This is a genomic window from Micromonospora sp. WMMC241 (genome assembly GCF_027460165.1).
Lineage (GTDB): Bacteria > Actinomycetota > Actinomycetes > Mycobacteriales > Micromonosporaceae > Micromonospora > Micromonospora humi.
Genome location: NZ_JAPZBF010000001.1, coordinates 2,049,226 through 2,064,002 on the forward strand (window position 1 = coordinate 2,049,226; position 14,777 = coordinate 2,064,002).

Annotated in this window: 15 protein-coding genes; 3 read left to right on the top strand and 12 right to left on the bottom strand. The window is 71.1% G+C overall.

What is annotated here, in order from left to right:
• Positions 1-413 precede the first annotated feature (413 nt).
• From O7598_RS09770 to O7598_RS09785, 4 genes are all read right to left on the bottom strand, one after another.
• Positions 414-2,132, bottom strand: a complete 1,719-nt coding sequence (locus O7598_RS09770) for an aminotransferase class V-fold PLP-dependent enzyme (protein WP_269690985.1) — start codon at positions 2,130-2,132, stop codon at positions 414-416.
• Positions 2,133-2,159: 27 nt separating this feature from the next.
• Positions 2,160-2,591 (bottom strand): OsmC family protein, encoded by a 432-nt coding sequence (locus tag O7598_RS09775; RefSeq protein ID WP_269690986.1) that lies wholly within the window; start codon positions 2,589-2,591, stop codon positions 2,160-2,162.
• Between the two features lie 126 nt (positions 2,592-2,717).
• Positions 2,718-3,101, bottom strand: a complete 384-nt coding sequence (locus O7598_RS09780; RefSeq protein ID WP_269690987.1) for a sulfite exporter TauE/SafE family protein — start codon at positions 3,099-3,101, stop codon at positions 2,718-2,720.
• A 386-nt stretch (positions 3,102-3,487) separates the two neighbouring features.
• Positions 3,488-3,724, bottom strand: coding sequence for a YgaP-like transmembrane domain (locus tag O7598_RS09785; protein WP_269690988.1), 237 nt, complete (start codon positions 3,722-3,724; stop codon positions 3,488-3,490).
• A gap of 273 nt (positions 3,725-3,997) precedes the next feature.
• Here O7598_RS09785 and O7598_RS09790 point away from each other — a divergent pair, with 273 nt between their 5' ends.
• Positions 3,998-4,684, top strand: coding sequence for a ferritin-like domain-containing protein (locus tag O7598_RS09790; protein WP_269690989.1), 687 nt, complete (start codon positions 3,998-4,000; stop codon positions 4,682-4,684).
• Positions 4,685-4,791: 107 nt separating this feature from the next.
• Here O7598_RS09790 and O7598_RS09795 read toward each other — a convergent pair whose 3' ends face one another.
• From O7598_RS09795 to O7598_RS09810, 4 genes are all read right to left on the bottom strand, one after another.
• A complete protein-coding gene (locus O7598_RS09795; protein ID WP_269690990.1) occupies positions 4,792-6,168 on the bottom strand; it encodes a HAMP domain-containing sensor histidine kinase in 1,377 nt (458 codons plus the stop codon).
• Complete coding sequence (locus tag O7598_RS09800; protein WP_269690991.1) at positions 6,158-6,850, bottom strand: response regulator transcription factor; 693 nt, start codon at positions 6,848-6,850, stop codon at positions 6,158-6,160. The genes O7598_RS09795 and O7598_RS09800 overlap by 11 nt, the downstream gene beginning before the upstream one ends.
• A gap of 547 nt (positions 6,851-7,397) precedes the next feature.
• Positions 7,398-8,054 carry a response regulator gene (locus tag O7598_RS09805; RefSeq protein ID WP_269690992.1) on the bottom strand — a complete coding sequence of 219 codons (657 nt, stop codon included), beginning with the start codon at positions 8,052-8,054 and terminating at the stop codon, positions 7,398-7,400.
• Complete coding sequence (locus tag O7598_RS09810; protein ID WP_269690993.1) at positions 8,051-9,184, bottom strand: sensor histidine kinase; 1,134 nt, start codon at positions 9,182-9,184, stop codon at positions 8,051-8,053. The genes O7598_RS09805 and O7598_RS09810 overlap by 4 nt, the downstream gene beginning before the upstream one ends.
• Positions 9,185-9,370: 186 nt before the next feature.
• On the opposite strand from O7598_RS09810, the gene O7598_RS09815 reads away from it, so the two are divergent.
• On the top strand, positions 9,371-9,847 hold the full coding sequence (locus O7598_RS09815; RefSeq protein WP_269690994.1) for a DUF6326 family protein: 477 nt from the start codon (positions 9,371-9,373) through the stop codon (positions 9,845-9,847).
• 405 nt (positions 9,848-10,252) lie between these two features.
• Here O7598_RS09815 and O7598_RS09820 read toward each other — a convergent pair whose 3' ends face one another.
• Together O7598_RS09820 and O7598_RS09825 are read right to left on the bottom strand one after the other, a co-directional pair.
• Positions 10,253-11,041: an ABC transporter permease subunit gene (locus O7598_RS09820; protein WP_269690995.1), complete on the bottom strand. Its 789-nt coding sequence runs from the start codon at positions 11,039-11,041 to the stop codon at positions 10,253-10,255.
• The gene (locus O7598_RS09825; protein ID WP_269690996.1) at positions 11,034-11,948 is read right to left on the bottom strand and encodes an ABC transporter ATP-binding protein; all 915 of its coding nucleotides are present in this window, start codon (positions 11,946-11,948) and stop codon (positions 11,034-11,036) included. Before O7598_RS09825 ends, O7598_RS09820 begins: the two co-directional genes overlap by 8 nt.
• Positions 11,949-12,032: 84 nt before the next feature.
• Here O7598_RS09825 and O7598_RS09830 point away from each other — a divergent pair, with 84 nt between their 5' ends.
• A complete protein-coding gene (locus O7598_RS09830; protein ID WP_269690997.1) occupies positions 12,033-12,485 on the top strand; it encodes a GbsR/MarR family transcriptional regulator in 453 nt (150 codons plus the stop codon).
• 220 nt (positions 12,486-12,705) lie between these two features.
• Here O7598_RS09830 and O7598_RS09835 read toward each other — a convergent pair whose 3' ends face one another.
• Entirely contained in the window at positions 12,706-13,389 is a 684-nt protein-coding gene (locus tag O7598_RS09835) for a potassium channel family protein (RefSeq protein ID WP_269690998.1), read from the bottom strand.
• Positions 13,382-14,743: a TrkH family potassium uptake protein gene (locus O7598_RS09840; RefSeq protein ID WP_269690999.1), complete on the bottom strand. Its 1,362-nt coding sequence runs from the start codon at positions 14,741-14,743 to the stop codon at positions 13,382-13,384. The genes O7598_RS09835 and O7598_RS09840 overlap by 8 nt, the downstream gene beginning before the upstream one ends.
• Positions 14,744-14,777: the final 34 nt, after the last annotated feature.

A 14,777-nucleotide genomic window follows, 5' to 3' on the forward strand; every position in this document is an offset into this window, starting at 1 on the left:
GCCGCGCAGCATGCCGTGCCAGTACATCGCCGGAAGCCCGTGCCGCTTGAGCAGCCACATGTCGTAGCGGGGCCTGCGGTGCGTGTCCGGCGGTCCACTCGTCGGGTTCCGGTACGTCGAGTAGCGATGCCCGGCCGTCGGAGACCATTCGGGCGGCTTCTGCCGTGTCGACCTCGGCGTCGTCGGGCGTAGCGGCGGGCCGGCCGCTCATCGGAGCTTCCTCGGATTGTGGGTGTGCGGGCGGGTGCGGGGCAGCATGCCGGCCAGGTGGAGGCGGTAGCCGCGCGAAGGCATCTGACGTCGCTCTCACCGACCCGGTCGAGTCGCACTACCAGTGATCGCCGGCATGGCTGAGGCGCTTCGCATCGTGCTGGTGCTGCCCACGCGAGGGCTGTTCGACGTCCCGCCGGTCGTTACGGTCCGCCGGCGAGCGCCGGCGCGGTGCACACCGGGGGAAGAGGGAACCAGCGCAACTCCTCGAAGTCGGGCGGCAGGCCGGTCGGACCCTCGTCGAGATGGTCGTCCCGCGCGGCGAAGAGCTCCGAGGCGGCGCGCAGGTACCCCGCCAAGGCGTCCTCGCCGACCCGATCTCGCCGGCCGGGCCGCGGTGCCGCGTCGTCGAAGAGGTGGCTCAGGTCTGCCAGGCTCAACGCCGGCCCCGGGCCACGGTGGTGGCGCCACAGACCGGTGCGAGGGTCGAAGCGGTAGTCGGTCAGCAGCCGGTGCCCGTAGCGGGCAACCAGGTCGACCGCCTCGACGAGATAGTCCGCCACGGTGTCGGAGATGAAGTAGTTGAAGTTGATCCGTACCCAGCCCGGCTTGATCCCCTCGCAGCCGAGGCCGATCTCGCCGCGGATCGCGTGGGAGCGTTGCGCATCGATCGCCAGCAGACGATGGCCGTAGGGTCCCGCGCAGGAACAGCCACCGCGGGTCTGGATGCCGAAAAGGTCGTTGAGCAGCGCGACCACGAAGTTGTGGTGCAGATACCGCCCGCTCTGGCGGATACGCAGGGACACGATGGACAGCCGTCGGGCCTCGGGGTTTCCGAGCACCTCGATCCGCGGGTTCGCCGACCAGTGGCGCAGCGCCCGCGACCACAACTCTTCCTCACGGGCCTGGATGACGTCGGTGCCGACGGCCTGCTTCAGCGCGAACACCAGGCCCGCTCGGATCGACTCGACGATCGCCGGCGTACCGCCCTCCTCCCGGGCGACCGGGTCGTCGAGGTAGCGGTGGCCGGTCGGGTCGACGAACGCGACGGTGCCACCGCCGGGGGCGGTCGGCACCCGGTTGCGGATCAGGTCTCGGCGCAGCACCAGGACACCGGGCGTCTGCGGCCCGCCGACGAATTTGTGCGGGGACAGGAACACCGCGTCCTTGTCGTCCCCGGCGCCCGGCGTCGATTCACCCATCCGGATCGGCACGTACGGGCCGGCGGCCGCGTAGTCCCAGAACGACAAGGCCCCGTTGGCGTGCAGCAGCGCCGCGATCTCGTCGACGTCGGACAGGATGCCGGTGACGTTGGAGGCGGCGGAGAAGCTGCCGATCCGCAGCGGCCGCTCCGCGTACCGGGCCAGGTGCGCGGCGAGTTCCGCCTGGTCGATGTGTCCGTCGGCGTCCGCGCCGATGACCACCACGTCGGCGTACGTCTCGCGCCAGGGCAGTTCGTTGGAGTGATGCTCGTAGGGGCCCACGAACACCACCGGCCGCTGCTCGGGCGGAATGCGGTCGAGGAGCCGGTAGCGCTGCGCCGGCCCGTCCGGCAGCCGCAGCTCGAGGATCCCGATCAGCTTGTTGACCGCCGCCGTGGCCCCCGACCCGCAGAAGACGACGACGTGCTCGTCGGTCCCGCCGACCGCGTCGTGGATGACCCGCCGGGCATCCTCCCGCAGCCGCCCGGTCGCCAGGCCGGTGCCGGAACTCTCGGTGTGGGTGTTGGCGTAGCGGGGCAGCACCCACTTGCGGATGGCGTCCTCGATGGAGTCGAGCGACCGGCCGGAGGCGGTGTAGTCGGCGTAGGTTATCCGCCGTGGCCCGTACGGGCAGTCCAGCACCTCACCCTCACCGACGATCCCCTCGCGGATCCGGGCCAGCAGCCGCTCGGACCCCGACGGCAGACGGCTCGTCTCCATGGCGCGCCTTCCCCTGCCCGGACGCGGTCAGAGCACGTCGACGGTGACCGTCGGTGGTGAAGCCAGGGTGTTGTGCACCGTGCAGTGCGACGCCACCGCCAGCAGCGCCTGCGTCCGAGCCTCCGGGAACCCGTGCGGCAGCCGCAGGCGCAGCTGGATGTCGGCCACCCGCGCCGGCCGGTCCGCCGCCATCCGGTACGTGACCGACACCCCCAGACCGTCCCGGTTCAACCCGTGCCGGGTTAGATACCGGCCGGCGTAAAACGCGACACAGGTGGCCAGCGACGCCACGAAAAACTCCGTCGGCGTCGGTGCCGCGTCGTCGCCGCCCGCCTCCGGCGGCTGATCCACCAGCAGATGGTGTCCCCGCACCGCGAACTCGTACGACTCACCCGCCGCGAAACGGACGTCCACCGTCCCGACCTGCTCGTTCACGGCCTGCGCCCCAGCCTGGCCCATGGTCCTGCTCCTTCCCGTGCTCCCGATTCAGCCAACACCCGCAGTCTGCCTCCGCAGAAGTCCCGTCCGGCCCTGATGAGAGGACCTTGGGCCCGGCGGCCCGGCCGGTGGGGCTCGGGTGCGGCATCACCGGCCGGAGAGAAGAAGGCCCACGGCGAGCAGAACGAGCACGACGCCGTAGGCCGGGGCCGACCAGCCGGGGTTGGCGCGGATGGCCAGCCGGGCGCCGAGGTACGCGGCAGGCACCGCCAAGACGGAGTACGCCAGCGTGATCGGCCAGTCGATGTGCCCGAGCAGCCAGGGCGTGACCGTGCCGGGCAGCGCCAACACGGCGGAAGCGGCCAGCGACGTCGCCGGCGCCCGCTTGATGGGCAGGTGCAGGACCACCCGGCAGAGCGGGGCAAGCAGGAGCCCGCCACTGTTGGCCAGTGAACCCGAGAAGAACCGGACCACCGCGGTCCACGGCCACCATCCGGGACCGGATCGCGCGGACTCGGCCCTCGTGGGCACGGTCACGCTGCGGAAAGAGGGCCAACCTTGCACCGATGGCCGCGACGACCACCTCGATCACGCGCATCAGCACCCGCCCGCCCACGTACGGGGTGACCAGAGCGCCCACCACGGTCGCCGGAAACCCCACGGCGACGCTCCACGCCAGGATTCGCCGCGCCATTAACCCCCCGTCTCCAGTACGCACGCGACGGAGCGCGACGGGCATCGCCGTCGGCGGCGGTGAGGCCAGAGCGACGAATGCCGGTACCTCGACGAGGTGCAGCAGGGCAGTGCCGACCGCGGAACCGCCGGCGCCGAACAGCCCGGCGAAGTAGCCCACCCCGGCGCCGATGAGGATGATCGTCCACCACGTCATCAGCCGAACAGCGGGAGCACCCAGGCGGTCACCGGCGGGTTCTGCTCCGGCTCGCTTCCTGGAAGCGGCGGCCCGACAACGGCATGCCGAACAACGGCGCCAGGGTGCAGAAGTTGAAGAGCCCGGCGGCCAGCGCCAACAGGCCCAGCAGGGCCAGCAGCCACCACCAGCCGCCAAACGACACGCCGACCACGATCAGCACCAACCCGAGGACGACCCGAGCGATCCGACCGGCTGGTGAGTTGAAGAACTGCAGAACTGGCACGACCACCCCGGGGCGCGAATAGGGATAATATTCCCAACTTTCCCCAGCCTATCGTCGAAGCCGCCCGGTCGTGCCGGAAGCGCCTCGATGGGCATGGCCGTCCAGGCCTCCGGTCGCCCGCCGCGCTGTCACCGTTCTGTGGACCGTTCCTCGCGGCTGCGGTCATTCCCGCTCCCGAGCCGGCGTTCTCCACGGCGCCTCCACACGGTCTCCACAGCAGCCGCAACCTGCGGCGGCACGGTTGTGGCGTCGGCACCGATGAAGGAGGACGAGATGAGAACAACGACTCGGCGGACGATGATCCTGGTGGCAGCCGGCGCGCTGGGCCTGGGCGGGGTGGCGGTCGCCGCGCCGGCGCTCGCCGGCGCCGGCCCCTTCGACCGGCCGGCAGCCACTGCCTCGCCCGGTGACGCCTGGGGCGGTGGCATGGGCCACGGTGCCCGTAACGGCGCCGGCGGCATGATGGGCTCCGGCGCGATGGGCCGTGACGGCCAGTGCGCAGGCTTGTCGATCACCGCCCAGCAGGGCGCGCTCACCGACGCGCAGAAGAGCATCCTGGCCGCGATGGCCCAGGAGGAGAAGCTGGCTCACGACCTGTACCTGGCCTTCGGCGCCAAGTACGACCTGGTGGTCTTCGACCACATCGCCTACTCCGAGGCCCAACACCTGACCACCGTGCGGACCCTGCTGCAGCGCTACGACGTGGCCGACCCGACCGCGAGCATGACCGACGGGAAGTTCAGCGACCCAGCCGTGCAGGCCACGTACGACAAGCTGCTCGCTGAAGGAAACGCCAGCCAGCCGGCCGCCCTCGGTGTCGGCAGGAAGGTCGAGCAGACCGACATCGCGGACCTGAAGGCCGCGTTCACTGGCCTGTCCGCCCCGGATGTCACGCACGTCTATACCAACCTGCTGGCCGCCTCGGAGCGACACCTGGCCGCGTTCACCCGCTGGACCTGACCCCGATCCACGACTGCCGACGGTGCCGGCCGAGCGCCGGCACCGCGGTCCGCCGGGGCGCAGGGCCTTCCCGACACTGCTTGCCGGCCGCGGTGTTCGTCGCCGGGTCAACCGGCGGCGGCCGGTTGCCGGGCCGGCAGGCGGATGGTGACGGTGAGTCCGCCGCCCGGGGGTGATTCCAGCGCGACCGTACCGCCGTGCGCGGTGATCAGCTCGCGGACGACGGCCAGGCCGATGCCGCTGCCGGCGATGTGCCGGGCGTCCCGGCCGCGCCAGAGCCGTTCGAAGGCGTGGGGCAGTTCCTCTGCCGGGATGCCGGGGCCGGTGTCGGCCACGGTCAGCAGGGCGTCGCCGGTCTCGACGCGCGCCCGCAGGTGGACCCGGTCGCCGGGGCGGCAATAGCGGGCGGCGTTGGCCAGCAGGTTCGTGACGGCCTGGTGCAGCCGGTCCGGGTCGGCCCGTACCGGGACCGGCCGGTCGAGATCGGCCGTGACGGTCAAGCCGGCGGCGTCCAGCCGCGGATGTTGGGCGGCGAGCGCGGCGCGGGCCACCGCGGCCAGATCGGTGTCGACGGGGTGCAGGGACAGCATGGCGGCTTCGGCGGCGGACAGGTCGGCGAGGTCCGCGACGACCCGTCCGAGACGCAGGGTCTGGTCGTGCAGGGCGGCCAGCCGTTGCGGGTCGGCCGGACTCAGCCCGTCCCGCAGTTCCTCCAGGCCGGCCTGCAGGGCGGCCAGCGGGGTGCGCAGTTCGTGGGCCACGTCGGCGGCCAACTGCCGGCGGACCATCTCGGCGCGTACCACCTCCTCGGCCATCGTGTCGAAGGCGCGCGTCACCTCGCCCAGCTCGCCCGGCGCGGACACCGCCGCCCGGGCGGTGTGGTCGCCGGCCGCGAAGCGGCGGGTGGCGGCGGCCAACGCGACCAGCGGCCGGGCCAGCCGGCCGGCCACAAATGCGCTGACGAGCAGCGCCACGACCAGCGCGGCCAGCGCGGCACCGCCGATCCACGACCAGGCGACGCCGCGCCCGCTGGCCGCCGCGGCGGTGATGGCCAGCCGCACGGTGCCGACCCGTTGCCCGCCGGCAGTGACCGGCGCCTCCACGACCGTACCGCTGCTGGTCTGCATGCCGGCCATGGCGCCCATCCCGTGACCGGGCCAGACCATGCCGCCGCCGTAGTCCAGCACCACCAGGCGGGCACCCGCGCCGTGGGCCAACGCCGCGGCCGGCGCCAGCTCCGCGCCGGTCCAGCTCCCGGCCCCGGCGTACGCGGCCCCGGCCGCCGCCGCCACTCGCTGCGCGACCTGCTGCCGCTCGGCCTGCTGGGCGCTGGCCAGGCCGCGGTTGGTGGCCACCAGCGCGGCGACGCTGAGCACAGCCACCGAGGAGAGCGCGACCAACACGAACGCGGCCAGCAGCCGCCGACCCAGCGGGCCGAACAGGGGCCGCCCCCGGCTGCTCGGCCGCGACAATTCAGCGGTCACGGGTCCAGCCCATCCGGTAACCGACGCCCAGAACGGTCTCCACCACGCCGACGGCGTCCGGACCGAGCTTGCGGCGCAGGTTCTTCACGTGCGAGTCGATGGTGCGCTCGTACCCGGGAAACTCGTACCCGCGGACCCGGTTGATCAGCTCGTAGCGGGAGTACACCCGACCGGGGGCGGCCGCCAGTGCGGTCAGCAGTCCCCACTCGGTGGGGGTCAGGTCCAGCCCAGTGCCGTCCAGCACCGCCTCGTGGCGCTGCTCGTCCAGCCGCAGTCGTCCACCGCCGAAGCCAACCGGCGCGGCGGAGCCGGCCGCGCCGCGGGTACGATGCAGCACGGCCTCCACCCGTAACACCAACTCCGTCGGGCTGAACGGCTTGGTGACGTAGTCGTCGGCGCCCCGACGCAACCCGTCGATGCGCTCCTCCACCGTGCTGCGCGCGGTCAGCACCACCACCGGCACCCGCGGATCGTCGTGGGCGGCGGCCAGCACCTCCAGGCCGTCCACGTCCGGCAGGCCCAGATCCAGCACGACGAGGTCGACCCCGCCGACGGCCAGGCGGCTCAGCGCTTCCGCACCCGATCCGGTGGTGTGCACCGCGTGCCCGGCCCGTTCCAGGTAGCGGCGTACCACCTCCCGCAACTCCCGATCGTCCTCGACGACCAGCACCGTGTCCGACACAGCCTCACGCTCCCGCCGCCGGCACCGCCGGGCCAGGGCCGAACGGCCCGCCGCGCGCCGTCGGCAGCACCGCCGCAGATGAGGTCGTAACCTCCACCGAGCCCACCTCGTGCCGAGCGTTGGCGAACCCGGAGCTACTACGAGGCGCTCGCCGAGTAGCGCAGCCGGTCCGCTGAGGAACGCGGTGTCGAAGTTCGCTATCCAGCCGATCCGTGGCGGCGTCTTGCCCATCGAGCCAGCCGTTCGCTGTAGCTCGTCAGTGATCCCTGCTGTCGCCATGCCCGGTCAGCCGACCGGCGTACGCGGCGCGACTGAATTGCCTGTGACTGCCGTGAGGCGGCCTCCGCCGCCGCTTCCAAGTCTTGCCGTCGCGCGCAGCCGTACACCGTATGGCGCAACCTAGTGTAGGAGCGGACAGCCGCCGGACGCCCGACGGTTCGCCCGAGGCCAGCAGCATGCGCATCCAACCCGCCCGAAGGGAGACCCTCGCCTTATCCGGCCCCGACGCTCCTGCCTCCGCTTCCGCGATTCGAGTACGAGACGCCGATCAGTTGCCGACGCGCCGTGTCTCGTAGGCCCACATGACGATCTCGACACGGTTGCGGGCGTTGAGCTTGCGCATCAGGGCGGCGATGTGGGTCTTGACGGTGCTGAGGCTGATGAACAGCTCATCGCCGATCTCGCTGTTCGTCCGCCCGCGAGCGGCAGCCAGCAGGACCTGTTCCTCGCGAGCGGTCAGCGGCTCGACAGGCTCAGGTGGCACCGGGCGCGAGCGGCTGTTCGCGAAGGACGACAGGAGTCTCGCGGTGATGTTCGGTGCGATCAGGGCGTCGCCGCGAGCGGCGGCATGGACGGCCTGGGTGAGCATCTCGGCGCCGGCGTCCTTGAGGAGGAAGCCCCGGGCACCTGCCTTCAGCGCGCCGTAGACGTACTCGTCGAGGTCGAAAGTGGTGATGACGACGACGGCCAGCGGATCTGCGACGTCGGCCCCGGCGAGCCGGCGGGTGGCTTCGATCCCGTCGACCTCGGGCATGCGGATGTCCAGCAGGCAGACATCGGGACGCAGTGAACGGGCCATGGCGATCGCCCGGCGGCCGTCGGCGGCCTCGCCGACGACGGTGATGCCCGGTTGAGCGTCCAGGATCATGCAGAGCCCTGCCCTGACGATGTCCTGGTCGTCAGCGACCAGCACGCGGATGGTCATGATGCCCGCGCGGTCAGAGGCAGCGTCGCGTCGACGCTCCAGCCGCCGTCCGGGTCGGGTCCCGCCCGGAGGGTGCCGCCGAGCAGGCTCGCCCGCTCGGCCATGCCGCGCAGCCCGTAGCCGGCGCGCGGGGAACTGGTCGTACTCGTCTCACCGTCATCGCGCACTCGCAGGCGCACCCGGCTGCGGGATGCGGTGACGTCGACGGTGACTCCGGTGGCACCGCAGGCGTGACGGGTCGCGTTGGTGACCGCCTCGGCGGCGATCAGGTAGAGGGCGGTGCCGACTGCTGGCTCAACGGCCTCGACGTCCCCGGAGACCTGCACGCGCACGGCCGGCACCTCGCCGCCGGGACGAGCGAGTCGTTCGACGTCCACGACCCCTCGCCGGGGGGCGAGATCGGCGTCCGTTCCGTCGCGCAGCACGCCCACGAGGGCTCGCATCTCCGTGAGCGTCCGGGACGCCTCCTCCTCGATGGTGACCAGGGTGGCCAGCGCGCGCTCCGGATCCGCGGCGGACAGCGCGCGACCTGCCTGTGCCTGGACGGCGATGGCCAGGACGCGGTGCCCGACCGTGTCGTGCAGCTCGCGGGCGAGTTCGTTGCGCTGGTGAAGCCGCACCTGCTCGATGTCGCGGTCGTGGCTCCTGGTGCGGTAGCGCACTGCCGCGCCGAGCGCGGCCGAGAACAGGAAGAAGCCGTAACCGGCGACCTTCTCCGCGGGTGAGGTCGGGTCCGCGACGAGGGTGACGGGTAGCCAGATGAGGATGACGCCGAGTCCGAGGGCGGCCTCGCGACCCGCCCCCCAGCGCAGCAGGGCGTAGGGCAGCACCAGCAGCCCTGCGATGCCCAGCAGGCCGGTGGTATCGATGACCGCGATCCTCGCGACGTCGAACGCGAGAACGGCTCCGAATGCAACGGTGACCGCGGCCAGCGGCCGCGTGCGTCGCCACAGCAGGCACGCCGCGACCACGACGCTGACACCGACCAGCAGCGGCGCCCACGTCCTGTCGTCGCGCAGCAGCAGCTCGACGAGCGAGACCGCGACAAGAGCCGAGGACAGCGCCCAGTCCCGCCAGACCCGCACCGGCGGGCGCGCGGGGCGGGGCTCGGCCCAGATCCCAGCAGTCATGCTTCCCCCTCCCGGACAACGTAGGGCGGCCACCGCCCGGGTAAATCAGCCGAAAGTACGGCGGATGTCCCGTGCCGGGGGCCAGGACCGCGCGAGCCCACGAGCGGATGTGACGCCCGTCTGCGCTGGCCATAGTGAAGACATCGAGTGAGCCGACCCGGCTGACACCAGCACGCAGGAGACGTGATGACCAGAACCGACAAACCAGCCGGTGCGCTCCGGCAATCGCGCATCCCGGTCCAGGCGAAGCTCGCCGCGGCCTGGGCCAGCTTCATGTTCCTCTACATCTACGTCGACTACCTCGCCCTGTACAAGCCCGGCTTCATCGACGAGATCCGGGCCGGCGTCGTCCACGAGTTCGACACCGGCCCGACCTTCGTCGCCCTCGCGCTCACGCTCATGGCCGTCCCGATCTTCATGATCCTGCTCTCCACGGCGCTCCCCGCCCGGGTCAACCGCGCCACCAACCTCGTCGTGGCGACGCTCTACATCCCCGTCTCGGTGTACAACGCGGACGGCGAGTCCTGGACTTACCTCTACTTCTACGGTCTCTCCATCGGGCTCGAGCTGCTGCTCCTGGCCTTCATCCTGCGCGCCGCATGGACCTGGCCCCGGACCCTTCGCGCCACCGCCGGCCACGACCTCGCCCAGGCCCGGGTGTAACGCTCGAGGCAGGCCTGGTGTGCGGGGTCGGTGACAGCAGCTCCGGCAACAGCGACCGCGAGCAGCAGCACGACCCCAGAGCGGCACGGCGCCGCATCACACAACTGCCGGATCACCGTCGGATACCGGCCACGCCACTTCTCTGTGAGGTCGTCGAACGCGGCCCGGGCGGCGTCAGATGGCGGCCCAGCCGGCCAGCCCGCGGGGTGCCGGCGAGCGGATCGGTCGTGCTCCGCTCGGTTCGTCGGTCGCAGGGGCGTCTCGCACATCGTGTCCGAGGTGCCGGTCGGTGACGGCGGCAGGCTAGGGGCTGCCGTGCCCGCGGGGGCAGCGGTGGAGCCGCTGCCGTGGCCGCACGACGTCCAGTGCATCGGCACACAGCGCTGGCGTGGTGAGGGGGTCGGGTCAGCTGGTCAGGTCGCGGCGGTTGAATGCCGCTACTGCGACGGTCAGCAGGACGGCGGTGGTGGCGGTCAGGATGGTCAGGTCGGCCCATTGGAAGCCGTTTCGCAGTGGTTCCCCGCCGATGTAGTAGTGGAAGGGGGAGGCGTAGCGGAGGGCGTCGGCGCCGATCTGGCTGGCGAGCGTGCTGGCGGCGTAGGTGAGGACGGCGATGCCCGCGGTGGCTGCGAGCGCGGCGGGCCGGCTGCCGGTTGCCGCGCCGAGGGTCATCGCGACCGTCCCGAAGACGATGATCAGCAGGGCCAGGGCGAGGCACTGGGCGGTGAACTGGCCGACGGTGATGCTGTCGAGTTGTGCGCCGGGCCGGATGGCCAGCATGGCCAGCAGGACCACTACCGCGATGAGGATGGCGGCGGCGATGAGCGCGGCGAAGCGGTGCAGCAGTAGCCGGGTGCGGCTGACCGGGTGGGCGAGGAGCAGGTCGAGGTAGCCTGCTTCCTCGTCGCCGGCGATGGCGCGGGTGCCGGTGGCGATGCCGAAGATGACGGCGACCAGGGGCACGATGATGCCGAACACGCTGGAGCCGAGATAGCCGGCGGCGGAGGAGAGATCTTCCATCCGCAGTGCCTGCCGCAGCCCGGGGGAGAAGCCTTGGACGGTCTGTCCCATCGCGCCGTCGGCGACCTGGGGGTAGAAGCCGGCATACATCGGCCCGAGCAGGGCGGTGGCGGCGGTGAAACCGGCCAGGGCCCGCCGGCCGTCCCACAGCGTCTTGGTCAGCAGGTTAGGCATGCGTGGTCTCCTTGCTCGCGGCGTCGGCCTGGTAGTAGGTGAGGAACAGCTGTTCCAGGTCGGGTTCGGTGGCACGGAGGCTCACGACCCGCTGCTGGGCGAGTACGCGGATGAGCCCGTCGGGGCTCCCGGCGAGGCGGAACCTCGCGGTCGGGCCGTCGACGGTCAGGCCGGTCACCTCCGGCAGGACGGCGAGTGCGGCGTCGTCGACCGGGTCGGCGAAGGTGACCTGGAATTCGTGCACGCTGCGGTGGCGGAGTCGAGCCACCGTGTCGAGGGCGACGAGTTGGCCGTCGCGGATGATGCCGACCCGGTCGGCGACCGCCTCGACCTCGCTCATGATGTGCGAGGACATGAAGACGGTCTGCCCGTCGGCTCTGGCTTCGCGGACCAGGTCGAGGAAGGTCTGCTGCACCAGGGGGTCCAGCCCGGATGTCGGCTCGTCGAGGATCAACAGTTCGGGGCGGTGCATGAATGCCTGCACCAGGCCGATCTTCTGCCGGTTGCCCTTGGACAGCGTCTTGATTCGTGCCGTCAGATCCAACTCCAGCCGCCCGGCCAGCTCGTCGATGCGGGCCTTCGGTACGCCTCCGCGTAGGTCGGCCAGGAACGTCAGGCACTCGCCGACGCGCTGTCGGGGGTTGACCACGAAATCCCCGGCGAGGTATCCGATGCGCCGGTGCAGCGCCACCGCGTCCCGGCGCGGGTTGTGCCCGAACACCAGCGCGTGTCCGCTGGTGGGTCGGATCAGGTCCAGTACCACGCGGATGGTGGTCGACTTGCCGGCCCCGTTCGGACCCAGGTAGCCGAACACCTCACCCTCGGCGACGGACAGGTCGAGGTCGCGCAGTCCCCTGCGGCGGCCGTAGGTCTTGGTCAGCTTCTCCAGCTGGATCACGTTAGCCATAGCTCGCAGAGTATCGAATGTTCAAAGATTTCTGAAGATAGCAAGATGTTAGGATCCGGGTCGGTCGAGGGCGGGAGGGCGCGGATGGCTCTGAGTGGTCCGGCGGAGAAGCTGGCACTGACCCTCGCCGAGGGCGGGCTGCAACGGATGACCGCGCGTGTCCTGGCGGCGTTGCTGTTCACCGAGCAGGAGACGATGACCGCCGGCGAGATCGCGGACACCCTGGCCATCAGTTCCGGCAGCGTGTCCACCGCCATCAAGTCCCTCGGCACGGTCGGGTTGATCGAGCGGGTGCCCGCTCCGGGCAGCCGCCGGGAGCACTTCCGGCTCCGTGATGGCGCGTGGGCGACCCTCATGTCCGGCCAGAACGCGATGATCGGAAGCATGCGGGAAGCCGCCGAGGAAGGCATCACGGTGGCCGGCGAGGGCAGCCTCGCCGGAGCCCGCCTCGCCGAGATGCGCGACTTCTACGACTACCTCTGGCGTGAACTGCCGGCGCTCATCGACAGATGGCGGGACAAGAAGGACGATCAGTAAGTCTCTACTGCGCGCCGACAAAGTGAACCACGGGATCCTGGCCGAGAGGCAGGGTGAGACAGATCGGCGGTTGGCCCGGTCGGCGAACTGGGAGCGGCTCACCGCACGCCTGCGCTGTGACGTCGGTCGTCATCTGGTTGCTGTTCTGGGGCGACATGCTGGTGCGCCTGAAGCTGGCAACCGATCGGCGCTGCTGATCACCGTCCAACGGGTTGTCGTGCTAGTCGGTGGTGGCGAAGCGTTCGACGTTGTCGATGGTGCCGACGACGAGGATCAGGTCGCCGTACGCGAGGACGCTGTCAGGGGTGGCGTAGGTGAAGGTACGAGGTTTGCCGCCGGGTGGGGCGGCTTGTGGTTTGACGGCGACGACGGTGACGCCCCACTTGCTGCGCAGGCGGGATTCGCGCAGGGGCACGCCGACGATGTCGCGGGGTGGGGTGGTCTTGATGACGGCGAAGTCGGCGTCGACCTCGACGTAGTCGAGGATGCGGCCGGAGAGCAGGTGCGCGACGCGTTCGCCCATGTCGTGTTCGGGTGCCACGACGTGACGGGCGCCGACGCGGGTGAGGATGTTGCTGTGCTGGGCGCTGATGGCCTTGGCCCAGATGTCGGGGATGCCGAGTTCGGCCAGCAGGCTGGTGGTGAGGATGCTGGCCTGGATGTCGGTGCCGATCGCCACCACCGCGCGGTGGAACTCGGCGACGCCGAGTTGTCGCAGCGCTTCGATGTCGGTGGAGTCGGCGGTGATGACGTGCGGCAACTGTCCGGAGAGGGCTTGCACGACCTTTGGCCGGTGATCGATGCCGAGGACCTCGGTGCCCCGGTTGACCAGTTCCAGGGCCAGGGCGGAGCCGAAGCGGCCCAGCCCGATGACGACGACGGGTTCGGTGCGTGTCTCAGCCAACGATCGTCCTTTCCTCGGGTAGTTCGAAGCGGCGGTTGCGGTCGCGCAGCGCCAGCGCGGAGGCCAGGGTGAGCGGACCGACGCGGCCGGCGAACATCAGCACCACCAGGAGCAGGTCGGCCTGCGGCGGCAGGGTGGCGGTGATGCCGGTGGACAGGCCGACGGTGGCGAACGCGGACACCGCCTCGAACAGCACGACATCGAGCCGGTACGGGGTGGTGGCCAACAGCGCGAAGGTGGCGGTGACCACGGCGCCGACGCTGAGCAGGGCGACGGCGAGGGCTTGGCGCTGGTTACTGGCGGGAATGCGCCGCCGGCCGACGTGGACGTGTAGTTCGCCGCGCATCTCCGACCAGAGCACGAAGGCGAGCAGCCCGAACGTGGTGACCTTGATGCCGCCGGCGGTGCCGGCGCTACCGCCGCCGATGAACATCAACACGTCGCTGGCGAGCAGGCTCTCCGGCCGCATCGCGCCGATGTCGACGCTGTTGAAGCCGGCGGTGCGGGTCATGGTGGAGGCGAAGAACCCGGCCAGCAGCTTCTGCCCGCCGCCGAGCGGGCCCAGGGTACGCGGGTTGGTGAACTCGGCGAGGGTGAGCACGGCGGTACCGAGCACGAGCAGCGCGCCGGTCAGGGCCAGGGTGATGCGGGTCAGCACCGACCACAGCGCCGGGCGGCGCCAGCACCTGAGCAGTTCGAACACGACAGGGAAGCCCAGCCCGCCCAGGATGACCGCGGCGGCGATCGGCAGGCAGATCCACGGGTCGGTGACATAGCCGACGAGGCTGTCGGCGTTGGTGGAGAAACCGGCGTTGTTGAACGCCGACACGGCGTGGAACACCCCGTCGTACACCGCCTCGCCGAACGGTTCGTCGTAGGCGGTGGCGAACCGGGCGGTCAACGCCACCGCGACGACGGCTTCGCTGGCGAGACTGAACAGCACGATCCGGCGGACCACCGCGCGCACGTCGGTCAGGTCGAGGCTTTTCGTCTCGGCCTGGGCCAGGAACCGGGCCCGCAGACCGAGCCGCCGGGACAGCAGCACGGTGAACAGCGTCGCGAGGGTCATGATCCCCAGCCCGCCGGCCTGGATGAGCAGCAGGATCACCGCCTGGCCAAAACCGGACCAGTAGCTGCCGGTGTCGACGGTGACCAGCCCGGTCACGCAGACCGCGGAGGTCGCGGTGAACAGCGCATCCACCAGACCGGTCCGCTCCCCGGAACGGGTGGCCACGGGCAGCGACAGCAGACCGGTGCCGACCGCCACCGCCGTGCCGAAACCGACGGCGATCACCTGCGCGGGATGCCGCAGCCGGCTGCTGCGCCGCTGCCACGCCGGTGCTCGACCGATCACGTGCCACCGGCGCCATGGCGGCGACCATCAGCGG

What these genes read in the sequence shown, in the direction of transcription:
- O7598_RS09770 (WP_269690985.1), bottom strand. Translation starts at nt 2,132, where the DNA reads ATGGAGACGAGCCGTCTGCCGTCGGGGTCCGAGCGGCTGCTGGCCCGG.
- O7598_RS09775 (WP_269690986.1), bottom strand. Translation starts at nt 2,591, where the DNA reads ATGGGCCAGGCTGGGGCGCAGGCCGTGAACGAGCAGGTCGGGACGGTG.
- O7598_RS09790 (WP_269690989.1), top strand. Translation starts at nt 3,998, where the DNA reads ATGAGAACAACGACTCGGCGGACGATGATCCTGGTGGCAGCCGGCGCG.
- O7598_RS09805 (WP_269690992.1), bottom strand. Translation starts at nt 8,054, where the DNA reads ATGACCATCCGCGTGCTGGTCGCTGACGACCAGGACATCGTCAGGGCA.
- O7598_RS09810 (WP_269690993.1), bottom strand. Translation starts at nt 9,184, where the DNA reads ATGACTGCTGGGATCTGGGCCGAGCCCCGCCCCGCGCGCCCGCCGGTG.
- O7598_RS09815 (WP_269690994.1), top strand. Translation starts at nt 9,371, where the DNA reads ATGACCAGAACCGACAAACCAGCCGGTGCGCTCCGGCAATCGCGCATC.
- O7598_RS09820 (WP_269690995.1), bottom strand. Translation starts at nt 11,041, where the DNA reads ATGCCTAACCTGCTGACCAAGACGCTGTGGGACGGCCGGCGGGCCCTG.
- O7598_RS09825 (WP_269690996.1), bottom strand. Translation starts at nt 11,948, where the DNA reads ATGGCTAACGTGATCCAGCTGGAGAAGCTGACCAAGACCTACGGCCGC.
- O7598_RS09830 (WP_269690997.1), top strand. Translation starts at nt 12,033, where the DNA reads ATGGCTCTGAGTGGTCCGGCGGAGAAGCTGGCACTGACCCTCGCCGAG.